This window comes from Labilithrix luteola (assembly GCF_001263205.1).
GTDB lineage: Bacteria > Myxococcota_A > Polyangia > Polyangiales > Polyangiaceae > Labilithrix > Labilithrix luteola.
In genome coordinates this window covers 3,772,240-3,791,528 of sequence record NZ_CP012333.1, presented here as the reverse complement: position 1 = coordinate 3,791,528, position 19,289 = coordinate 3,772,240, and the positions used below count along the sequence as shown (strand labels likewise).

Genomic DNA, 19,289 nt, shown 5'->3' with positions numbered 1-19,289 from the left:
CGCTTGGTTAGCTCGAACGGCCGGCGCGCGGAAGTGCTTCCCCGAAACCACTCTTTTTGCCGCCGTTCTACGGCGCTAAGGTGCACGATCATGCTCCTCCGCCAACTCTTCGACGCCGCTTCGTCGACGTACACGTACATCTTGGCGGACGAGCGCAGCCGCGAAGCTGTGCTCATCGATCCCGTCTTCGAGCAGTTCACGCGCGACTCGGCGCTCATCCGTGAGCTCGGCCTTCGGCTGCTCTACACGCTCGACACCCACGTGCACGCCGATCACGTGACCGCCGCGTGGCTGCACAAGCGCGCGCACGGAAGTCGGATCGTCATCTCGAAGCGCTCGGGCACCACGAATGCGGACCGGCTGATCGAAGCGGGCGAAGTCATCGAGTTCGGCAGCGGCGGTCTCACCGTACGCGCCACGCCGGGTCACACCGCAGGTTGCGTGACCTACGTGAGCCACGATGAAACGATGGCCTTCACGGGCGACGCGCTCCTCATCCGCGGCGCGGGTCGCACGGACTTCCAGCAGGGCGACGCGGCGATGCTCTACCGGTCGATCGTGGGGCAAATCTTCACGCTCCCGGACGCCTGCTACCTCTACCCGGCGCACGACTACGCCGGGCGCACGCTCACCACGACGGCCGAGGAGCGGGCCTTCAACCCGCGCGTGGGCGGAGAGGCGAACGAGCGCGACTTCACGGGGTTCATGGAGAACCTGAACCTCCCGCACCCGAAGCAGATCGACATCGCGGTACCGGCGAACCTTCGCTGCGGTCGCCCCGAGAAGGACGACTTGCACGCGCCGGCCACCTGGGGCCCCGTCTACATGACGTACGCGGGCATTCCGGAGATCGATCCCACGTGGGTGGCGGAGCATCGTTCGAAGCTGACGATCCTCGATGTCCGCGAGACCGACGAGCTTTGCGGCAGCGAGCGCAAGATCGAAGGCTCCATCCACGTGCCCCTCGGGGCATTGCGTTCGCGCATCGACGAGGTTCCGCGCGACGTGCCCGTCATTCCGGTCTGCCGATCCGGCCGACGCTCGGCGCAGGCCACCGTGATCCTCCGCGAGAAGGGCATCAAGGAGTGCGCGAACCTCGCGGGCGGCATGCTCAAGTGGCATGCGCTCGGTCTACCCGTCGTTTGATCGGAGGCTCGCGACGGCGAGCTTTCGATTCGCTTCGTACTGATCGCGGAGCTTCGAAAAGGGCACCTCGACGAGGTGCCTCGTCATCGTCGCCACGAGCACCGTGGCCGCGAGCCCCAGCACGAACACGGCGAGGGTCGGCGCACCGAACGGAGCCAGCGCCCTGCGCGTCGCTTCGATGAGCGGCACGTTCAGCAAGTAGATCCCGTAGCTCACGAGCCCGATGTGCCGGACGATCCGATGGTCCGTGAAGGGCACGAGCGCATGGTCCTCGCGAAGGGTGCACGCGCCGACGAGCGCGACCATCGTGAGCTGCGCAACGAGCAGGGGCCAAGCCCAAGCCGCTGCCACGAGGACCAGCGCGAACGCGATGAGCGCACTCACGCGATGACCGAGGAGTGCACGTGCTACCGCGAAGGTTCGTCGGTCGCGCAGCGCGAGAGCGAAGAGCGAGCCGAGACCGATGGGCGTGGCGAAGCTGCGCACGATGCGCAAGGCGAGCGCGTGTGAGCCGAATGCGGCGTCGAGCCAACCTCGTTCGGCACCTTGATCGAGTCCCACCAAGGCGAGCATCACGAACGCCGGAGCGGCGAGACCTCGAAAGAAGCGCAAGACGAGGGGCCACACGAAATAAAACTGCTCTTCGGCCGCGAGCGACCAGCCGAACGCGAAGACGATGGCGTGCGGCACGCCGTAGTCGACGAACCAGTTCGACGTGTACGTCGCGTGGAAGGGCACGCTCTGGAGGAAGTGGTCGCGTACGGGCCCGTGCTCGCGCACGAACACCGCGTGCAAGACGAAAGCGCCGAGGACGAGGAAGTAGAGCGGAAAGATGCGAAGGCAGCGGCGCACCCAGAAGGGTCCGATGGCGACTTGCCCGCGTTTCTCGCGCTCCCGACAGAGAAGCGTCGTGATCAAAAATCCGCTGATGACGAAGAACAAGTCGACGCCCAGCGGCCCTCGCCCGAGAAGACCGTCGAGCGGACGAGGCGTCGCGTGATGCCAGACGACCGGCACGATCGCGAGACACCGCAGCCCGTCGAGCGAGCGGTAGTGCGAAATCGCGTGCCATCGCGAGACATCGAGGGACACGCCGCCACGCTATAGACGGGCCGGCCCAGCAGGTGAAGCGCACGCATTTCGGGCCGGAATTTCCGGCGTTCCGAGGCAACTCGCGGAAGAGGTCGCCGCGCGCGCGCACCGAAGGAACAGCTCTTGCTCGATTCTCGTCGGGCGGGACATCCCAGGTGGCACCCCCGCTCCGTCGTTCCTACGTTTCTCCGTGGACCGCAGCCGTCTCGCGAAGAGAAGCCCATGCAAAAGCTCCCCCTCCCCGCTGGACATCACACGGTCACTCCTGCCGTCATCGTGCCGGGCGTTGCCCGCCTGATCGACTTCATGAAGCACGTCTTCGGCGGGATCGAGGTCAGTCGCTTCGCGACGCCGAACGGCCAGGTCGTCCACGCCGAAGTGGAAATTGGCGACGCGATCGTGATCCTCGGCGAGCCGGACGAGGGGGCTTCGCCCATGCCCGCGGTACTCACGGTCTACGTCGACGACTGCGACGCCATCTATCGACGTGCCCTCGAGGCCGGCGCCAGCTCCCTCGTCGAGCCTCACGACGCGTTCTACGGTCACCGCGTGGCGTTCGTTCGTGACGAGTCGGGCAACCACTGGTCGCTCCACACGGTGGTCGAGCAGGTCTCGGGCGAAGAGCTCCGGCGCCGAATGGCGCGCATGAGCGAGCGGCGTTAGAGCGTCTTCGCGAACGACGCGACGAGCTTCAACGTCGCCTTCGAGGCGATGAACGGCGGCTCTTCGGCGAGCTTGCCCGAGCGATGAGGACACTCGTCGAGCAGACCGGCCAGGGTCTCGCGCGTCGGCTCGTCCCAGACGTCGACAAGGTCGTCGAGGACCGACAGGATCGTCCACGTCTTGCCCGATTCGAGCGCGCTCCGTAGCACACGATGCGCGCGAGGGAGGTTCGTCAGGCGCCGCTCGAGCGCCGTGGCAATGGCGAGCGCAACGTCGCGATGCAGGCGATGGAAGCCGACGCGAAACGCGCGAACCAAACTACGTGGCTCGCGCAGACTCGAATCGAGGCTGTCTTCGAGGCCCAAGCTGCACACCGCCACCACGGCGTCCGCCGCTTCGGATGGACGGAAGCGACGGCCCTCGAACGCACAGCCTGCGACGAGCACGTTCACCAGATACGCGAGCTCCTCGAGACGTTCCCCGTAGAGGTTCGGCTCGGTCGCCTGCAGCGTGGCGAGCACCTCGCGGACGAGAGGTTCGCCGGTGAGCTTCGCGCTCCGGCCTTCGAGTTTCGCGCGCGGCTTGCGCTCGGGTTCGGATGCGATCACCTCGGCCTCTTCGAGCGCCGCGACCAGACGACCGAGGCTCTCGCCCTCCTCCGTGCGCTTGGGCGCGGCCTTCGGCGCGCGATCGAGATCGCGGAAGTAAGCCTTGGTGACGGCGTCGACCTCGCCGGTCTTGGCGAGCGGCAAGCGCGCCAGCGCGAGAAAGCTCTTCGCCGACGACGGCGAGACGAAGCCCTGCCCTGCGCGTCGATCGTCGCGGTCGCCGGCAACGTCGGCCTCGAGCATCTCCTCGGACGAGAGCACCTCGTAGAGGCCGCCGTTCTCCTCGATGTACCTCGAAGCCATGGCCGCGCAGCGCTCGAGGATGCGTTCGAACAAAGCCCGATGGTTCGTATCGAGTGCGAGGAGCACTGTGACGAGAGCGTCCCAACCTTCGTGCTGGCGAGCGATCAGGCGGTAGTTGTCGATCTCCTGGTAGAGGCTGCTCTCCAGCGCCTTCTCGGTGAGATCGCGATCGTCGTCGTACTCGCCGCGCTCCGCCATCTCGACCGCGAGCTCGTCGATGTCGACCACGAGCGCCGCTCGATGCACGGCCATCGTGACGAAATCCTCCGGCATCGACGCGAGCCGATCGGCGGTGAACTCCTCGCCTGCTTCGAGCAGGATCTCGAGCCATACGGCGAAGCGCTCCTCGTCGAAGGTCTCGTCTTCGCCCGGTCTCTCGTTCCGCCACAGATCTTCGTCGAAGACTCCCTCGAGCTGCTCGGTCGTCGCGAGAGCCACGATCTCGCCGGCATCCTCGAGGCCCACGTGATCGATGAGCCGCGCGAGGCCGGAAGGAGGCAGCTCGCGAACGGCGGTGACGAGGTCACGCCGATCGAGAATGCGCGCGAGCAGAGCCTTCGGCGTGGGCGCGCGGAATTTCCTCATCCGTGTCCCTGACGTCATCACGAGCTTCCTTTGCGCGACTTCGCGCGTTTCGGGGTGGAAGGTTCGGCGGGGACGAGAAGCGCGCGTAGGCCGGCGCGGTGGTAATCGCTGACGATGTCGACGACGGCGCGGATCTCGGCCGGGTCGTCCGATCGATCCAGCGCGGCGACCATGGCGGCAACGAAGTTCCAGTAGATTCGCTCGAGCGCGAAGGCCATCGCGGAGCTGGGCTCGGCCCCTCCGCCGACCGTGCGCGCGTATTCGAGAGCGAGCTTCACGAGGAGCGAAACGGTGCGCTCCGCGAACGTCGCGTGCTTCGTTCCGTTGGCTTTGGCGAGCAGGAAGACGACGCGCTTGCGGTTGTCGATGCAGAACTGGAGAAGCTCCTCGGAGAGCAGGTGGTACGGCGCCGAGGTATCGAGGGTGCGGATGTCGGAAATGCCGGAGAGCGCTTCGACGCGAAGGCGGATGCGCTTGAGCAGCGTGTTCGCGAACGAGTCCGGCAAGACCGCTTCGAAGAGGACTTCCTTGTTGGAGAAATAGAGATAGAGGTTGCCCGTCGAGACGCCGGCGACCCGGGCAATCTCCGCCATCGTGGAAGGTCCGAAGCCTTTGTCGGCGAAGACCTGGAGCGCGGCGTCTTCGATGCGAAGCCGAACGTCTTCTTTGAGGAACTGAGGCATGGGCGTGCGGCGCGAATCAATAATGAATGCGCCGTTCACTTATGGAGCGTGCAAAGGAACCTGTCAAGGTCCCGGCCTTTTCAGGCTTGCCGCGAGCCCAGCGCCTCGAGCTCGGCCACGAGCGTGGCGATGCCGATGCGCGACGAGGGGTCCGGCACGATGAGATCGTTCTTGCGGTCGGCCACGATCGCCGCCAGCGCAGCGTCGGCGTGGGCCACGAGCTCACGCTCGGTCATCGCAAGGAGCTCGGACTCGGTCTCTGGGCCGTCCACGTAGACGGCGCGGGCCATCGTGGCTCGCTGCTCGAGGACCATGCCTTCGTAGAGGGCATGACCGAAGACGAGGCTCCGGCGGACGTTGCCCGTCGCGAGGAGGATCACCCCGCCCTCGTCGATGAGCGCGAGAATGTCGAGCTCGCGGGTGCGCGCGTTCGGCAGCACGGTGGCCCCGGGAACGACGCGTTCTGCCACGGCCACGTGCTGGCGGCCGTGGAGGGCCAGCTTCGCCTGCGGGAAGGTGGCCCAGACGAGGGCATTCATGAAGTCGTGCCACGAGCGAGGACGCGTAGGCACTTCGCGCGCGTGCACGATGCGGCCGTCGTAGAGCGCCTTGGGATCGATGGGCTCGCCGCGTTTGCGAATCGGCTCGGTCGACGGGACGAACGACACCGGAGCGACGGCGTCGCGAAACACGCGCCCATACGTGTCGACCGAGGGCCAGTCCATGTGGTCTTCGAACACGCGCGCGGCGGGAAGCACGGGCCAAAACAGCGGGCTTCGCTCGAAGAAGCGGGGGACGAACATCGTCGCATCCGGAAGGGTGCGACGCAGCCGCAGGGTCATCACGGGCCGTGACCATAGCCCAGGAGCCCGCGGAGCACCCACTGCGGCGACCACTTGCACGGACCGTGAATTTCGGGGCCCACGATGGGCGAGGGCCCCGAAATTCACGGTCCTTTGCGCAAGTCTGTCGCGAACTCCGTTTGATGATTCAATCAGCGCAACTGAGTTGCGCTGTAGCCACGCTCGGGCTCGAGCGACCGCCACTTGACGCGGCCGTTGACGCCCCGTCTCATCTATCTCGATGAGCTCTTTTCTTTGCGCGCACTGCGGTGCGGCGCTGTCCATCCCGGACGAAGAAGACGCCGTGGAGGCGACCTGCTCGTTCTGCGGCCAGGCCACGACCTTGCCGAAGGACATCCTCGCCCTGCGTGCCCGGAAGAATACGCCGGGGGGAGCGCCGTCGAACAACGGTGTGGTGCTCATGGTCGCGGGCGCGGCCGTGGCTCTGCTCGCGCTTACCGGTGTCGCGATCGCACTCATGAAGAACGAGCCGCACGAAACGCCACCCGTGATTCAACCGCCGACGCCCGTTCCAGCCGCGACCAGTGCCGTCCCGAGCACGCCCAAGGTGCCCTCGCTCACGGACCGGCGAGCCAACGGTGAGGCGCGTGCCAACGAGATCCTCAGGCGCCTGAATGCGAACGGCTGCAAAGAGGTCATCCTCGCTCCCACACAGAGCGCCGGCGAGCAGACCGTCGAGACGAAGTTCGTCATGAACGGCACGTGCGTGACCGTGATCGCCGTCACGGGCGTGGAGAAGAACGCGCTCACGCTGAAGATGAAATCGCCCCTCGGCGACGTGATCCCGACGCCGCCTCCCGCGCCCGAGGTCGAGTTCTCGATCTGCCCGAAGATGCGCGGCCCTCACCCCACGACCATCGTGCCCACCACCGAAGATCCCTACACCGTGGCCGCCATCGAATGCCCCGCACCGGGAAAGAAAAAGCCTTGAGACACTCGATGCGCTGGCTCGCGGCGGGTCTCGCGTGGGCGCTGATGACCACGGCGTGCGGACCATCGAAGACCACCGTCGACGTGAAGACGCGCGTGGCCGTCACGGTCACGCCCACAGTCGACAAGCTCCCGTTCGATCCTCGCGGCGCGCGCATCACGGCGGCGGCGCAGCAGCTCGCGGAGGCCGCCGGGCACTTCATCGCGATCGACGTCGACGCGGCCATCGTCCCCGAGTTCCGTTCGAGCTTCGAGGAGGCGCTCGGTCAGTCGTTCGAGAACATGATTCGCGACCTCGCGTCGTTGAAGAAGCGCTCCGAGCCGGCGTTCGCCTACGGCGCGCCGCTGGTGGAGCGCGTCAGCCTTCGCTACGACGTGACCGCCACGAAAGACGTGGTTTCCCTCGATGCGCCGTCGCGCACGCTCGTGATTCGCGGGCCGGCCCGTCGCGAGGCGCTCGTCGCCGAGGGCACGCTCTACCGTGCGCTCGACGACGCCTTCGCGGCGTACGTTACGCAGCGTTTCGCAAAGGACAGCGCCGACAGCGTGGCCGCGAGCGACCGCCGTGCCTACTTCGACTACCTCACGGGGAACGGCGGTGGACGCAGCTCCTTCCGCGACGGGAAGCTCGAGACGGCGAGCGATTTGGCGAACGCACCGAGGGCGGCACGCATCGTCTCCGTCGTGCGGCTGAACGAGCTCGTGACCTCGGACGCCGCGCTCGCCAAGGACACGTGGCGCTGGCTTCTTTCGCAAAACTCGTGGTTCACCGAACAATACACGCATCGTGCGTCGCTCGTTCGGGCATTGCCTGCAGATTGCACCTTCAAGCGCGCCGAGACGGCCTATACGCGCTGGCTCGCCGCCGCGTTCGCCAAGGCCGACGACGACCAGCGGCTCTCGATCGAGCGCTCGCTCTTCGTTCGCTCGTTCAATCAGGAGCGCGCCGAACAGGGCGGCAAGAGCTATCCGCCCTTCGCCTGGCCAGGCATCGATCGCTTCGCTTTCGGCCTCCGCGTGATCGACGACTGGCGCGCCGCCGGTCACCTCACACAGATGACCCGAGGTTCGTCCGGGAAGCGGAGTCTGGCGCACGAGTTCGTCGCCTGCCCGTACGCGATGGACGGTACGGCGCACGTCGTCCCGCACTGCGACTACGACTGGTATCGGTTCGCCCTCGAGAGCGACGACGGCCCGAAACGCCTCGCGAGCGCGATGATGGAGCGCAACGACCCGATCTTCACCGAGACGGTCTTCCACAACATTCGCCACGTCGCGAGCAAGTCGCAAGACGCCACCATCGCGATGCTCCGCAACGTGGAACGGAACGCGTCGGCGTGGCTTCCGGGGGCTCGTGTTCTCGCCGAAGCCTCGGACAATTCGACCGATCGCATCCTCCTCGAAGAAGCACAGCGCCTCTGGCTCGAGCACGCCGAGTACCGCGGCACCATCCTCTACCTGCTCGGGCACATCGACGCGTACGACCACGGCAACGTGGACTGGCGCGGCTTCGAAGATGCCTTCGGCGGGCGTGTCAACGCGAGCGAGCTCCAGAGCTATCTCGACCTCGGGCCGACCGCGCTCTGGCTCTTGCCCATCGTGTGGCCCGCGCTCGACAAAGGCTATTCGCGCGCGGCGCTCATCGTGCCGAAGCTAGACGCCATGCTCGACGACGGCCGCCTTGGAAGCATTCCTGCGAACGGCTCCTACGAGGCGCTCCTGCACATCATCCAACACCTTTGTGCCGAGAAGAACGTCGCCGACCTCGCGACGATTCGCACGTATTTGAAGCAGCGTGTTGCGAGCCATCCCGGTGAGCCCTTCGGGCGCCTCGAGAAAGACGCGACCTCGGAGAGCTGCCAGCCTGCGCCGCCTCCGCCTCCTCCACGCAACGAGGTTCGCTTGGTGCCCGGCAAGCAGCGCCTGAAGATCATCCAGAAGGGAACGCCATGAAGGCATCGACCCTGCTCCTCGCCGGTGCGCTCGTGCTCGGCGCCTGTGCTGGAACCACGAATCACGTCGCAATCGCGAACGACGTGGCCATCTCGATCACCCCAGCAACCGACGACCTACCATTCGACCCGCGCGGAGCCCGTCTTCGTTCGGCCACCGAGCAGCTCTCACGACTGGCCGGTCATCCGATTGCCTTCCAGTTCGACGCGGCCGTCGTCTCGGCGGTTCGTCCGGACTTCGAGCGCCAGCTGATCGACGCCATCGAGCAGGTCGCGCGCAGCCTCACGGCGTGGAAGGAAGCCGAACCCTCGGCGTTTCCGCGCACAGCGAACGCGCTGCGGAAGATCGAGTGCCGCTACCGCGCGACCGCGAAAGAGCCGTCGGCTACGTTCGATGCGAATTCAGGGGTGATGGCGATCGATCTCGATGCGCACCCTGCGGCGCTCGTCCCACGCGGCGCCTTCTACGAGGCGATTGCGACGGAAGACGACGCCTACCGAGAGACCGTCTTCGGAAGGGGTGACGTCGATTCGATTCCAGCCTCGGATCGGCGCGCATATTTCGAGTACCTCACGCGCACGCGCCCGGGTTGGGGTTCGCTCTACGAACGTCGCTTCCGCGATCGGCCGAAGGGCCTCGCGCCGGCCGATGCGCTCGCGCAGTCACCGCACGCCGACGTCATCGCGCGCGTGGTGCGCCTCCACGATCTCTCGAAGCGCAGCGATCCCGAGCTCGCGACGAAGGCTCGCGCCTGGCTCTTCGACCAGCTCTACTCCTTCTTCCACAACGCCTACCGGCAGAAGGAGCTTGTCGCGATCGGTCCAGGCACGCCGTTCCGGAACGCGGAAGCAGCCTATGGCCGCTTTCTCGCCGCCGAAGTGCCGTCCGCCACGGACAAGGAACGCCTCGCGACCGCGCGCTACGTGTGCGACACCGACGCTCCGCAGGCCTACCCGACCTTCGATCGCTTCGCGTTCGGCCTCGGCATCGTCGATGCGTGGTTCAAGGCCGGCATGCCCCAAACGGCCCGCGCCGACGATCCGAAGAGCCAGCTCTTCGACGAGGTGGTCTGTCCCTCCGTACGCACCGCGAGCGGCGAGCACACACGGGACCGAAGTTGTTCGAGCATGCACACCGGCTGGTTGGGCTTCGCCACGTCGTCCGCAGACGGCCAGAAGAAGCTGGCGCAGGCGCTCGACGCGCGTAACGACGCCGCGCTCGCCGATCAGGTCCTGTACACGGTGCACTACTCGTCGTCGACACGGCGCGGCGAGAGCAATGCCTTCCTCGAGGTGTTCCACGCGCTCGATCCGAAGCTTCGGTCGTGGCGAGCCGCCGTGGACATCCTCGCGAGCGAGCGCCACGGGCAGGACGAAGCCGAAGCCGCACGCATCTGGAAGGCCTACCCCGACAAGCGCGGTAGCGCTCTCTTGCTCGTCGCACGCGCGCATCGAGACTACGGGCGCTACAACGGCGACGAATACTGGAAGCGTTTCCCGGAGAGCTACGGCACCACGGTCGACGCGACCGTCCTCGGCGGCATGCTGGATCACGGTCGCATCGCCCTCGAGCTCGTTCCGCAGCTATGGCCCGCCCTCTCCCGCGGCTACTCACGCGCTGACCTCCTCGTCCCGCGCCTCGACACGCTCGTGCCCGACGCCTCGAGCGCCGACGCCACGGACGCCCTACGTTCCCTCTCGGACGTGGTGACGCGCCTGTGTGAGGACAAGAACACGGCCGACCTCGACAAGCTCCACGCCTACTTCGAAAGACGGGCCACGGCCCGGCCCGCCGAACAGCGCGCATTTGCCATTCTCCGCCGCGATACCGCCCCCGGAGGCTGCAAGGCCCGCACGAAAAAGCCCGCAGAAGAAAGCCCCTGAACCAACGTGCTTTACGACCTGTCCGGGCTGGAGTAACTCTTGCGCGGAGTCTCCTTCTGGAACTCGCACGCGCCCGTAGCTCAGCTGGATAGAGCGACGGCCTCCGGAGCCGTAGGTCGCAGGTTCGAATCCTGCCGGGCGTGCTGAATCATTCCGCGTACTTGGCGCGATCCGCGACGTGACGGCGTGACGGCGTCGTGACGGCCAAGGTAGGCCTCATGAGCCTCGTCCGCGGTGTCCTGAACCGTGGTCGGGGCGAGGTGGGCATACCTCTGGGTGGTACGGATGTCCCTGTGCCCGAGCACGGCCTGGACGTCCTGTAGCCGCCAGCGGATCCCCCACCAGCCGGACACGAGCGACGATGCGCAGGTGTGGCGGAGCAGGTGCCACCAGATCTCCTTGCCGATGCGGGGGATGATGCCGAAGCGCTCGCGAACGAGCTTGTACGTCCTCGGCGGTTTGATGTCCCGCCGCTTACCGCGTGGTGTCGGGAACATCAGGCCGAGTGGGTTCTTCGGGCAGTAGGTCGGCAGCACTTCAAGCCACTTCTTCGCCGCCTCCAGCCCCGGCCCCCAGAGGTCGACCTTCCGGATCTGCTTCTCGCCTTTGCGGCCCTTCGGCGGCCTGTACCGCTCCTTCTCCGGATCCCACGACCCAAAGCGCACGACGATGTGTGGGGCGTCGCTCTCCACATCGACGTCCGCGAGATGCAGGCACCACTGCTCGCCCTCGCGTAAACCCGTTCCGATGGAGAACGCGGCGATCCACTTCTCGAGGCGTTGGAGGTCGTCGAATTCCTCGATCGTGTCCCAGAGACCGAGCATGCGCTTCTGGTCGTTCAGGTCGAGGTAGTGACCTTCCTGGTATCCCTCGTCCTCGTCGCCGTCCTCTCGTGCGACCTTCAAGTCGAGGAACGGGTTAGACGTGACGTATTCCTTGTCGATCGCCCAAGCCCACGCCCGACGGGCGAGGTTCAGGCAATGGCGACGTGTGCTCCACGAGACCAGCTTCGGCTTCCGCTTGCCGTGCTTCTTCGGATCGTAGGCCGTGCGCTTCGCCTTCAAGTCGGCCAGCCACTCGCTGCCGTCTTTCCGAACCACGGTCGTCATCGGACGACGCGCCCAGTCCGCTGTCGCGATGTGCTGGTGCCATCGGCTCACGTCGGTCGAGTAGTCGCGGTGCCCCCGTCGCGACGCAAGGAACGCCGGGCCCACCTGCTGCATCGTGAGACCTGCGGCGGGCTCCATGTCGCCCGCTGCGATCTGAAGTTTGACGGCATCGCGGAAGCGAACGGCACCGTCAACGTTGCCCTTCGCGAACGTCTTCGAGACGACCTGGCCGCCGTACTCCACGCGAACGCGGAGGTTTCCGCTCGGCAGCGTGGTGATGTTGGACATGTCGATCATCGAAAGAAGTCCTTCGAGGTTTCGTTGCAAGGAATGCAGATGTACCCTGGCGGCGTCGGGACTCCCTCTCGCGGCAGGTGATAGAGCTGAGACGAGGTCGCTCGCCCGCACGCCCGACAAGCTTCGAGCCCTGGCCAGTCGCGGATCGCTTCCGCCATAGCCATCAGGCCGAACGCCACCGCGGCGCCGTATCGATAGCCGTTCACCTTCGACGCTTCGCAGTTGGCGACCTGGCATCTACCGCAATAGAGCGTCTCAGGATCCTCGAACTCCCTACAGTCGACGCACTGCACGAGGCCGCTCATCGCCTCTTCCTCGCCGCGTCGTACTGCCCGCAGTGGTTCGGGTCGCACTGCATCTGTCCGCACTTCGTGCACGTGCGCGTGCAACCCATGAAGGTCCACTGGCACATGTCGCCGTAGTCGTGCTCGCACAGCGCTCGCTGGATCTCCTTCTCAGAGAGACCGCGGGCGAAGAGTCGGGCTCGCTTGAGATCCGTGTTCATGTCGACGGGTCGTTATTCGTGTCGAGTTCGACGACCTTCACGCCCTGTCCGAAGAGCGCACCGACCTCCCGCACCTCTTCCATGCTGCCCGTGAGAATGACGATGGGTTGACCACGGTGCTGTTCGGCGAACCCAGCCCATGCCTCGTCACTAAAGAAACTTCCAACGGCTGCGATCTTCATCACTTCACCCTCACAATCCCCGCACGCCGAAGCGCCCGAGCAGCCGCAGCACGATCGAGCTCCGTCACGTGCGAGTCGTCAGGCACCGCCGGCAGTCGGCGTGCCCTCTGCCGCGGTCGTGACACTGCCGGCGGTGGCGTCGTGTCGTTCGCCGGACCGTCGGACTCGAGTTCGTCTGCGAGCGCTCGGAGCAACTCGGCGATGCGGGCGCGGTTCACTTCGGCTCCGGTTCGAGGTGCTTACTCAGCTCGCCGATGAGCCACTTGAGGCCGTACTGGTCGAGGCTGACGGCCATCGAGACGCCTTGGTGGTTCATCCGGAGGCGAACCTTTCGGTCGTTGCCGCTGACGATTTCGACGGGCGACTCGACCGGGATGGAGATGGGCGGTTGGATCATTTGTCCGCCTCGTCGTCGACTTTCAGCCCAAGCATCCGCGCAGCGCGTTCGAAGTTCTCCGTCGCACAGTCGAGCCTCGCGTCGATCTTTCCAAGGTTGTAGCCGAGGACCGCGCACGAGAACCCAACGACGAGAAGACCCACGATCATCAGTGCGATGCTCATTGCGTCTTCTCCTTCGCCTCTTGGCGGTACCCCTGGTCGGCGACGAACATCCTGCTCCGAATGCGAGCGGCCACGTGGTTGCCATTCCCTAGCAGCGTGTCCACGAGCAACGCGCACGCTTCGTTCTCGTGTGCGCGCTCAGGTTGCCGCCACCCGTTGACCCGTTCGTAGCCCCGCTCCTTCAACGCCTCCGCGGAGGCGGGCACGAAGTTGGGGCTTTCCCAAGGCACCACGGGCTCGTCTGCCGGCAGCGCATCTACCGCCGCTTTGGCGCTCGCATCCTCTCCACACGCGAAGTAGTTCAGAAGCGACGCCAGCCCCTTCGTGCAGTTCTTGGCGTCCGACTCGTGCATCGCCCCGACAGCGACCAGGCCACTCACGAAGCCGCGGGCGATGAGGTGTGAGGCCGAAAGTTCATCCGGCACCGCCACGACCGCCCCCGGATGCTTCGGACACGAGAACGGATCGCCAGGCTCGCCGCACTCGACGCAGACAGGAACGGGCTCCCCCAGCGCATCGCCGGACGGCGGGTCGATCTTGCCGTTGACGGTGCGGCCTAGGCCGCCTTCTCCACTCCAAAGGCGCTCGTGGAGGGTGCACGACCAGCCATGACTCTCAAGGCCATGGTGAGGCCACTCATGATCGCAGTCGGAGCAGTAAACCTTTCTCCCGCCATGCGAAACGATGTTGTCGTAGACGATCTTCCGGCACCTGCGTCGCTCGTCGGTGCGAACGGCATCGAACTCGGCGACCACGGCAGCCAGGAACGTCTCCGTCGTGCCGCCCATCTCGCGATCCCAAAGTGCCTGCGCTCGCTCGCGGTCGGTCATGCCCCTCATCAGTTCAACTCCTCCGGCGAGATCGGATTGAGCCAGACCAGGTGCAGCGCCGGGATGTCGACCATGCAGAAGGCGACAGGGATCATGTCCCGTCGACCGTGAAGCACCTGGAGCCCTTCGGGCTGACCTTGAGCGGTGTCGGCGAACTCCTGCCTCGTCATCGGGACGAAGCACCCGCCGCCGTCCTCCTTCACACCGAGTGCGATGACGAGCTCTCGGATGTCCTTCCCATCACGGCACCACTCGTCGCAAAGCGACACGATTCGCGGCTGGGCGTGGTCGAGCATTTTGCCGAAGAGTTCGTAGACCTCGACATCGCTCATCGGAGCGGACTTCGTAGCGGCTGCCTTGCGTCGTTCGTGGCGGTTCATCACGCGACGCCTCCCGGCGCCATCGGCACCGATCCAATGTTTGCGGTGAACGCGTCCCCTTGGGGGTCTCGGAAGAGCACGAGCCGATGGAAACCGGGTCGAGCGGGCTTCTGGATGTACGGCAGGATCTTCCGCAGCCGCTTGTCTTTCTTGCTCGCGATCACGTAGTCGGCGAGCGCGACGACGGCGAAGGTCGTGTCGGTCGTGACCTCGTTCATGTGGACGACGATCACGTCGTCGGGCGACGTCGAGTTGGCAACGCAGGTCTGAATCGCCGCATGCATCTCGCTCGTGAGAAGATCAGAAACCTTGGTCATCACGCCGCCTCCTTCATGTCGACCACGTCGACAACGTTGCCATCCGGCAGCGATGCTCCGTTCCACTCGCGAACGATCATTTCGGCGATCTCGTTGACGATGAGGTGCTGGAGCCCGTGCTTGTTTGGCGAAGCAGCGAGCATGTATTGCCAGTGGCGGCCGAGGTAATCCGACAAGGCCTCGAAGGCGACCCACGCGGCTCCCCATGCGTAGTCAAAATCGGTCGCGGAACGGTTGACGACGAGTTCGTCGCGCCACACGTCCTGCTCGACCTCCCAACTGCCCCACCGGCGAGTCTTCCGCATAAACGGATTCTCGAAGCCGAAAATCCGCTGGAGTTCGATGCACTCGTCTCGCTCTCGCTGAGCCTTCTCGGTCAGCGTGAGTTTGTAGCCACCGATCCAAAGCCCGTCGTGCGTCGCGACGACGCCGATCAACTGGATGGCCGCATCCTCGGGGTCGAGCACGAAGGCATCTCGGTCGAGTCCGATGGCTCGGTAGATCCATGCGATAGCCTTGTTCCGGAACTCGCGAATCATCTGCCAGCCACACAGCCAGTTCGCCCTGTGCTCGTTGAAGGGCGCCTTCGGCGTCTTCGCAGGCTTCGCCTTGGTGGGCTTCACCAGCGAAAGGACAGGGCGTTTGCTCGCCGGAACCAGGCTGTGCGTGCGCTCGTTCATGGAGAATGCTAGCGTCATGGGGTCCTCACTCGCTTCGAACGGGTTGTCGACACTGCGCCTCGCCGGTCTGACCACCGACGGGGCGCGAACCATTTGGCGGCCAGATTCGCGCTGGTTGCCTAACGTCTGCCTGTAGTGTTGCCACCTGGCAGGGAATTGTCAAACACGATTCCTCTAGGAATCGGCGAGACCCTTTGATTCCGAACGCTTACGCGCGTCGATTCACAGGCAGTGCGGCGACCAGATCCTGCAGCCTTCGACGCAGATACGATCGCGGAAGCTGTGTGGTGGCCGCGCCTGCCTCTTGGCGGAGTTGCTTTACGACAATCTCGACGTCGGCCGGCAGCAGGCCCGGAGGCCAGTCGAACTCCTCCAGCACGGCTTCCACGGGTGTCGTGTCAGCGGTCGGAGGCTCGTCGCTCTCGGTCCCCAGCCATTCGTAGCTGACGCCCAGCGCCTCAGCGATTCGCCTGATTTTCTCGGGCCCCAAGTTCCGGCGCTCGCCCGCGATGATGCGGGTCATGTAGCCCTTGGGCAGGCCAGCTTCCTGCTCGATGTCGATCTTCTTTTTGCCGGACTGCCTCAGGGCAATCTCGACACGGCTGGCCAGGCTCACCCGATGACCGTGCCATGGACAGGCGCTGGAGGGCACATGGAAGTTGCTGCCTGACGGCAGCGTTTGACAGACTGCTGCCTGATGACAACATTGGCAACATGACTAAACCTAGGTTCGTCCCGACACATAAGCGCCTTGCGCTCCGGCTTGCGGAGCGAGGCTGGTCGCAGTCCGATCTCAGTCGCGAGCTCGACCTGTCTCGCGGCACTGTAAGCCGGTGGGTATCGGGCAAGCGGACGCCGACCCTGAAGCTGGCCGTCAAGATCGAGGCGCTCTTGGGGATCAGGGTAGAAGATTGGGAGGCACCGATCGAAATGGAGACCGCGAGAGCATCGTGATCGGAGTGGCGGATCTGGAGGACGGCGAACCGGCCAACGAGACCGAGGACGAAGCCCCTAACCCGATGGCTGACGGGTTCTGGGCCACCCTTCGTGCCGGCAGCAAGCACGCGCATGCCTTCATCCCCGGCGTCTACAAGGGGGCGCTATGCGGGAGACCTGGCGTACCTCACGTCATCTCGGTCGTCGTACCCGGCGTGACGAACGCGCCCGAGTGCAAAGACTGTCGATCGGAGTGGGTCGACGAACTAGGCCGGCGGCTCAAGCGGAACGTATTCCCTCACCTCTTCCCTGCCAAGCCAACGTCGCCGCATCCACGAAAGCGCGACCTCGTAACCCTCGCCGCGTCTCCCGAGAAGCGTGGTTTCGTTATGAAGGCCGATCCGGAGTGGTTCGGCGGGCACTACGAAGTGCGTTGGGTCGACGGTTCAGAGTCGACACTGCGCAACGGCGAACTCGTGGTCATCAACGCCACGCGATGGGAGAAGCGGCAGCTCGCTAACGAGATGATGCGAGCTCTTCGCGAGCGGCGAGAGGCCGAGGAAAAGGCGCCGAAGCCCACCCGGCCAAAGGTCGTGCGCCTGCGCTCCGGCCCAGCGGCGCAGACGTCGACGATGACCGTCGACGAACTCAAGAGCCACATCGAGCGCCTTGGTGGCGTTCGCGCTGTCGCTCGAGCGGCGATCGTCGACGACAAGACGATCCGGCGCTACCTCGAAGGTCGAGGAATCCCGCAGGAAGTCAGCGACGCGCTGCGATCCGCGGCGAAGCAAAACCGAAGCAAACGCTGAAGCAATTGCTTCAGCAAACGACGAAGCAACCGCTTCAGCAGCAGGGGAACATGAGCGGAGAGTTTTTCGCGATCGACCGCAAGGAATGGGCTCGGGCGTGCGGCGTAGGTCTGAACGAAGCCGTCGCGTATCTCGTGCTCGCCAGGTTCTCAGGACCGAACAACGCGACCACCTCGGCTTCAACGAACGCAGTCGAGACCTACACGGGCATCGCTCGCAGTCGGGCGAAGAAGGCCATCGCGAGCCTCGTCACGACCGGACTGCTCAAGCAAACGAAGACCGGCTCACGTCCGGCGTACCGCTTCGAGCACAAGCTTGGGGAGGACTCGATCTTCCTGCCCAACGCGATCGTGACCGGTGCAGCGAGCGAGACGCCTCCCGTCGAAGTGCTTCGTCAGAGCCAGGACGCTCTACTGCTCCGACTATTCGTCGAACTCTACTTCGTCCAGAACCTGGTCGAGGACGGCGGGATCTCGCGCAAGGTCGTCTACCAGAAGTACGAGCGTCACAACGTCGGTCAACGTGGAGAGCACGACGTCTTTGGGTTCGAAAGGTCCGGTACGTACGTGTTCCATGGCACCCCCTCTGCTGCGCCACACACGTCGAAGGATGCTACCGGAAAGATCGACGTCGGCCCCTTCTTCAAGCGCATCGACACGCTCGCGAGCCACCGCCTGATTGAGTGGGTCCCGATCATCCACGAGAGCGACGAGCCGACCGGAGAGGCGGTGTTCCCGTGCGGCACCGGACGGAGTGACTCACTCGAAGATCGGATCGGGCGAGCAGCCTACGCCGCCGGTGCCTCGATGCTCTCAGCGCCACAGCTCGAGTGGGCCAGAGAGAAAAACCTCATCCTTGTCCCCGTCCGGCGTCATCGGTCCAAGACAGCCCTCATTGGGATCGCCCGCCTGCACTACCGCCCGAAGACGAGCGTCACGTCGGCCTGGTACGCGAACGCCCAAGAGAGCGGCGAGCGCTGGCTCCAGGTCTTCGAATCGATCCGAGCTTCCGAAGCCACGAGAGCGACCGGGTAGAGGGGCCATGCAACATCAAAGGGACATCAAAGAGAGGTCAAGGGGATCTCAAGGTGTCTTCAAAGACACGTACGAACAAACACACCCTACGGGTGTTGCGCGCACACGCGCGTGTGAGTCTTTAGTGCGAGAGGGGGACAGTCGATGAAGTTCCCGTCCGACGCCGACTGGCCCAGCATCGACCGAGAGCAACCGGAGCCGAAACGACGGAAGCCGATCGAGGTATTCTCGACGCCCGAGGGCTGCACCGTCATCCGCCTCTGGCCAGCTCCGAAGAGCGAACCGAAGAAGGCGCGACGAGGACGGCCGGAGAAGCGTCGCTGACGCTAGAACGGTCCCGAGTGGCCTTCGCGGTCGAAACGCGATTCTAGGCCCACTAGCGGCGCCGCAATCGACATCGGTCCGACCATCGCCACGGGCCGAGTCGGCCTCATCGAGTGCGGCCGGGTCAGAAACTCCTATAAGAGAAGAGAGTAGTATTTTGTTAGGGGTTTCGGGGACACCCGGAGCAGCGCTGAAAGCCTCGAAAACAGGCACCGAAGGTGCGGCCGAGATCGTCGGCGTCCGGTCCGGTAACGCGTGACGTTACCCGTAACGTTACCGGTAACGCGATCACGTCACGCGTTACGCCCCGTGACACCGCGTGACGTCGTGTGACCGCGCGTGACGTTTGGTCACGCAGCGTGACGGTCCGTCACGTACCGTGACGCGACGTCACCAGGCGTGACGCGAACGACTCGTTCGGCGTTCGTTCGACTGCCGTTGAGCCTTCGCTGGGCGTCCGTTGGTCGGGACGTTGGTCGTCGGTTGGTGCCCACCAGCACGATCGCAACGCGGCGTAACGATTCGAAGCGGCCCTAGCAGCTGCTAAGCAGCCGCCGGCGGAACGGCGGTAGCACCTGCTAGCGGGAAGGCTCCCCAGAATTCTGGGGAAGCTCAT

22 protein-coding genes, 1 tRNA gene and 1 pseudogene are annotated in these 19,289 nt (G+C 65.2%); 10 read left to right on the top strand and 14 right to left on the bottom strand.

Translation table 11 applies throughout. From position 1 onward, the window contains the following. Nucleotides 1-90: 90 nt before the first annotated feature. Nucleotides 91-1,146, top strand: coding sequence for an MBL fold metallo-hydrolase (locus tag AKJ09_RS55565; RefSeq protein ID WP_146648256.1), 1,056 nt, complete (start codon nt 91-93; stop codon nt 1,144-1,146). On the opposite strand, the gene AKJ09_RS16985 is transcribed toward AKJ09_RS55565, so the two are convergent. Further along, on the bottom strand, nt 1,132-2,238 hold the full coding sequence (locus AKJ09_RS16985; protein ID WP_146648255.1) for an acyltransferase family protein: 1,107 nt from the start codon (nt 2,236-2,238) through the stop codon (nt 1,132-1,134). The genes AKJ09_RS55565 and AKJ09_RS16985 overlap by 15 nt on opposite strands. Nucleotides 2,239-2,460: 222 nt before the next feature. Between AKJ09_RS16985 and AKJ09_RS16980 the strand changes: the two genes are divergently transcribed. After that, on the top strand, nt 2,461-2,901 hold the full coding sequence (locus tag AKJ09_RS16980) for a VOC family protein (protein ID WP_146648254.1): 441 nt from the start codon (nt 2,461-2,463) through the stop codon (nt 2,899-2,901). Here AKJ09_RS16980 and AKJ09_RS16975 read toward each other — a convergent pair. The 3 genes from AKJ09_RS16975 to AKJ09_RS16965 all read right to left on the bottom strand — a co-directional run bounded on the left by AKJ09_RS16975 (nt 2,898) and on the right by AKJ09_RS16965 (nt 5,922). Further along, nucleotides 2,898-4,397: a DUF6178 family protein gene (locus tag AKJ09_RS16975; RefSeq protein ID WP_146648253.1), complete on the bottom strand. Its 1,500-nt coding sequence runs from the start codon at nt 4,395-4,397 to the stop codon at nt 2,898-2,900. The genes AKJ09_RS16980 and AKJ09_RS16975 overlap by 4 nt on opposite strands. A gap of 17 nt (nt 4,398-4,414) precedes the next feature. Continuing rightward, nucleotides 4,415-5,080 carry a TetR/AcrR family transcriptional regulator gene (locus AKJ09_RS16970; protein ID WP_146648252.1) on the bottom strand — a complete coding sequence of 222 codons (666 nt, stop codon included), beginning with the start codon at nt 5,078-5,080 and terminating at the stop codon, nt 4,415-4,417. Nucleotides 5,081-5,160: 80 nt separating this feature from the next. After that, a complete protein-coding gene (locus AKJ09_RS16965; protein WP_240488951.1) occupies nt 5,161-5,922 on the bottom strand; it encodes a DUF3025 domain-containing protein in 762 nt (253 codons plus the stop codon). A 241-nt stretch (nt 5,923-6,163) separates the two neighbouring features. Here AKJ09_RS16965 and AKJ09_RS16960 point away from each other — a divergent pair, with 241 nt between their 5' ends. The 4 genes from AKJ09_RS16960 to AKJ09_RS16945 all read left to right on the top strand — a co-directional run bounded on the left by AKJ09_RS16960 (nt 6,164) and on the right by AKJ09_RS16945 (nt 10,852). Continuing rightward, nucleotides 6,164-6,874 carry a hypothetical protein gene (locus AKJ09_RS16960; protein ID WP_146648251.1) on the top strand — a complete coding sequence of 237 codons (711 nt, stop codon included), beginning with the start codon at nt 6,164-6,166 and terminating at the stop codon, nt 6,872-6,874. Continuing rightward, nucleotides 6,871-8,826: a hypothetical protein gene (locus AKJ09_RS16955; RefSeq protein ID WP_146648250.1), complete on the top strand. Its 1,956-nt coding sequence runs from the start codon at nt 6,871-6,873 to the stop codon at nt 8,824-8,826. The genes AKJ09_RS16960 and AKJ09_RS16955 overlap by 4 nt, the downstream gene beginning before the upstream one ends. Continuing rightward, on the top strand, nt 8,823-10,709 hold the full coding sequence (locus AKJ09_RS16950) for a hypothetical protein (RefSeq protein ID WP_146648249.1): 1,887 nt from the start codon (nt 8,823-8,825) through the stop codon (nt 10,707-10,709). Before AKJ09_RS16955 ends, AKJ09_RS16950 begins: the two co-directional genes overlap by 4 nt. A 69-nt stretch (nt 10,710-10,778) precedes the next feature. Beyond that, nucleotides 10,779-10,852 (top strand) — tRNA-Arg (locus AKJ09_RS16945). Between the two features lie 120 nt (nt 10,853-10,972). Here the strand turns inward: AKJ09_RS16945 and AKJ09_RS56120 are convergent. From AKJ09_RS56120 to AKJ09_RS16900, 10 genes and pseudogenes are all read right to left on the bottom strand, one after another. Then, nucleotides 10,973-11,533 (bottom strand): annotated as a pseudogene (locus AKJ09_RS56120) (tyrosine-type recombinase/integrase); the annotation flags it as partial. A gap of 883 nt (nt 11,534-12,416) precedes the next feature. Continuing rightward, nucleotides 12,417-12,620, bottom strand: a complete 204-nt coding sequence (locus AKJ09_RS16935) for a hypothetical protein (protein WP_146648248.1) — start codon at nt 12,618-12,620, stop codon at nt 12,417-12,419. Further along, the gene (locus tag AKJ09_RS16930) at nt 12,617-12,802 is read right to left on the bottom strand and encodes a hypothetical protein (RefSeq protein WP_146648247.1); all 186 of its coding nucleotides are present in this window, start codon (nt 12,800-12,802) and stop codon (nt 12,617-12,619) included. Before AKJ09_RS16930 ends, AKJ09_RS16935 begins: the two co-directional genes overlap by 4 nt. A 214-nt stretch (nt 12,803-13,016) precedes the next feature. After that, nucleotides 13,017-13,199, bottom strand: coding sequence for a hypothetical protein (locus AKJ09_RS16925; protein ID WP_146648246.1), 183 nt, complete (start codon nt 13,197-13,199; stop codon nt 13,017-13,019). Further along, the gene (locus AKJ09_RS53005; protein WP_169927597.1) at nt 13,196-13,363 is read right to left on the bottom strand and encodes a hypothetical protein; all 168 of its coding nucleotides are present in this window, start codon (nt 13,361-13,363) and stop codon (nt 13,196-13,198) included. Before AKJ09_RS53005 ends, AKJ09_RS16925 begins: the two co-directional genes overlap by 4 nt. Further along, complete coding sequence (locus AKJ09_RS16920) at nt 13,360-14,202, bottom strand: hypothetical protein (protein WP_146648245.1); 843 nt, start codon at nt 14,200-14,202, stop codon at nt 13,360-13,362. The genes AKJ09_RS53005 and AKJ09_RS16920 overlap by 4 nt, the downstream gene beginning before the upstream one ends. Further along, nucleotides 14,202-14,573, bottom strand: coding sequence for a hypothetical protein (locus AKJ09_RS16915; protein ID WP_146648244.1), 372 nt, complete (start codon nt 14,571-14,573; stop codon nt 14,202-14,204). Before AKJ09_RS16915 ends, AKJ09_RS16920 begins: the two co-directional genes overlap by 1 nt. Continuing rightward, nucleotides 14,573-14,890 carry a hypothetical protein gene (locus tag AKJ09_RS16910; RefSeq protein ID WP_146648243.1) on the bottom strand — a complete coding sequence of 106 codons (318 nt, stop codon included), beginning with the start codon at nt 14,888-14,890 and terminating at the stop codon, nt 14,573-14,575. The genes AKJ09_RS16915 and AKJ09_RS16910 overlap by 1 nt, the downstream gene beginning before the upstream one ends. Continuing rightward, nucleotides 14,890-15,588, bottom strand: coding sequence for a hypothetical protein (locus tag AKJ09_RS16905; RefSeq protein ID WP_146648242.1), 699 nt, complete (start codon nt 15,586-15,588; stop codon nt 14,890-14,892). Before AKJ09_RS16905 ends, AKJ09_RS16910 begins: the two co-directional genes overlap by 1 nt. A gap of 190 nt (nt 15,589-15,778) precedes the next feature. After that, nucleotides 15,779-16,186: a helix-turn-helix domain-containing protein gene (locus AKJ09_RS16900; RefSeq protein WP_169927595.1), complete on the bottom strand. Its 408-nt coding sequence runs from the start codon at nt 16,184-16,186 to the stop codon at nt 15,779-15,781. Nucleotides 16,187-16,200: 14 nt separating this feature from the next. Between AKJ09_RS16900 and AKJ09_RS56115 the strand changes: the two genes are divergently transcribed. The 4 genes from AKJ09_RS56115 to AKJ09_RS16880 all read left to right on the top strand — a co-directional run bounded on the left by AKJ09_RS56115 (nt 16,201) and on the right by AKJ09_RS16880 (nt 18,673). Further along, nucleotides 16,201-16,524, top strand: coding sequence for a helix-turn-helix transcriptional regulator (locus tag AKJ09_RS56115; protein WP_146648240.1), 324 nt, complete (start codon nt 16,201-16,203; stop codon nt 16,522-16,524). Beyond that, the gene (locus AKJ09_RS16890; RefSeq protein WP_146648239.1) at nt 16,521-17,315 is read left to right on the top strand and encodes a hypothetical protein; all 795 of its coding nucleotides are present in this window, start codon (nt 16,521-16,523) and stop codon (nt 17,313-17,315) included. Before AKJ09_RS56115 ends, AKJ09_RS16890 begins: the two co-directional genes overlap by 4 nt. A gap of 50 nt (nt 17,316-17,365) precedes the next feature. Next, the gene (locus AKJ09_RS16885) at nt 17,366-18,349 is read left to right on the top strand and encodes a hypothetical protein (protein WP_146648238.1); all 984 of its coding nucleotides are present in this window, start codon (nt 17,366-17,368) and stop codon (nt 18,347-18,349) included. A gap of 144 nt (nt 18,350-18,493) precedes the next feature. Further along, nucleotides 18,494-18,673 carry a hypothetical protein gene (locus AKJ09_RS16880; RefSeq protein ID WP_146648237.1) on the top strand — a complete coding sequence of 60 codons (180 nt, stop codon included), beginning with the start codon at nt 18,494-18,496 and terminating at the stop codon, nt 18,671-18,673. The last annotated feature ends 616 nt before the right edge of the window (nt 18,674-19,289 follow it).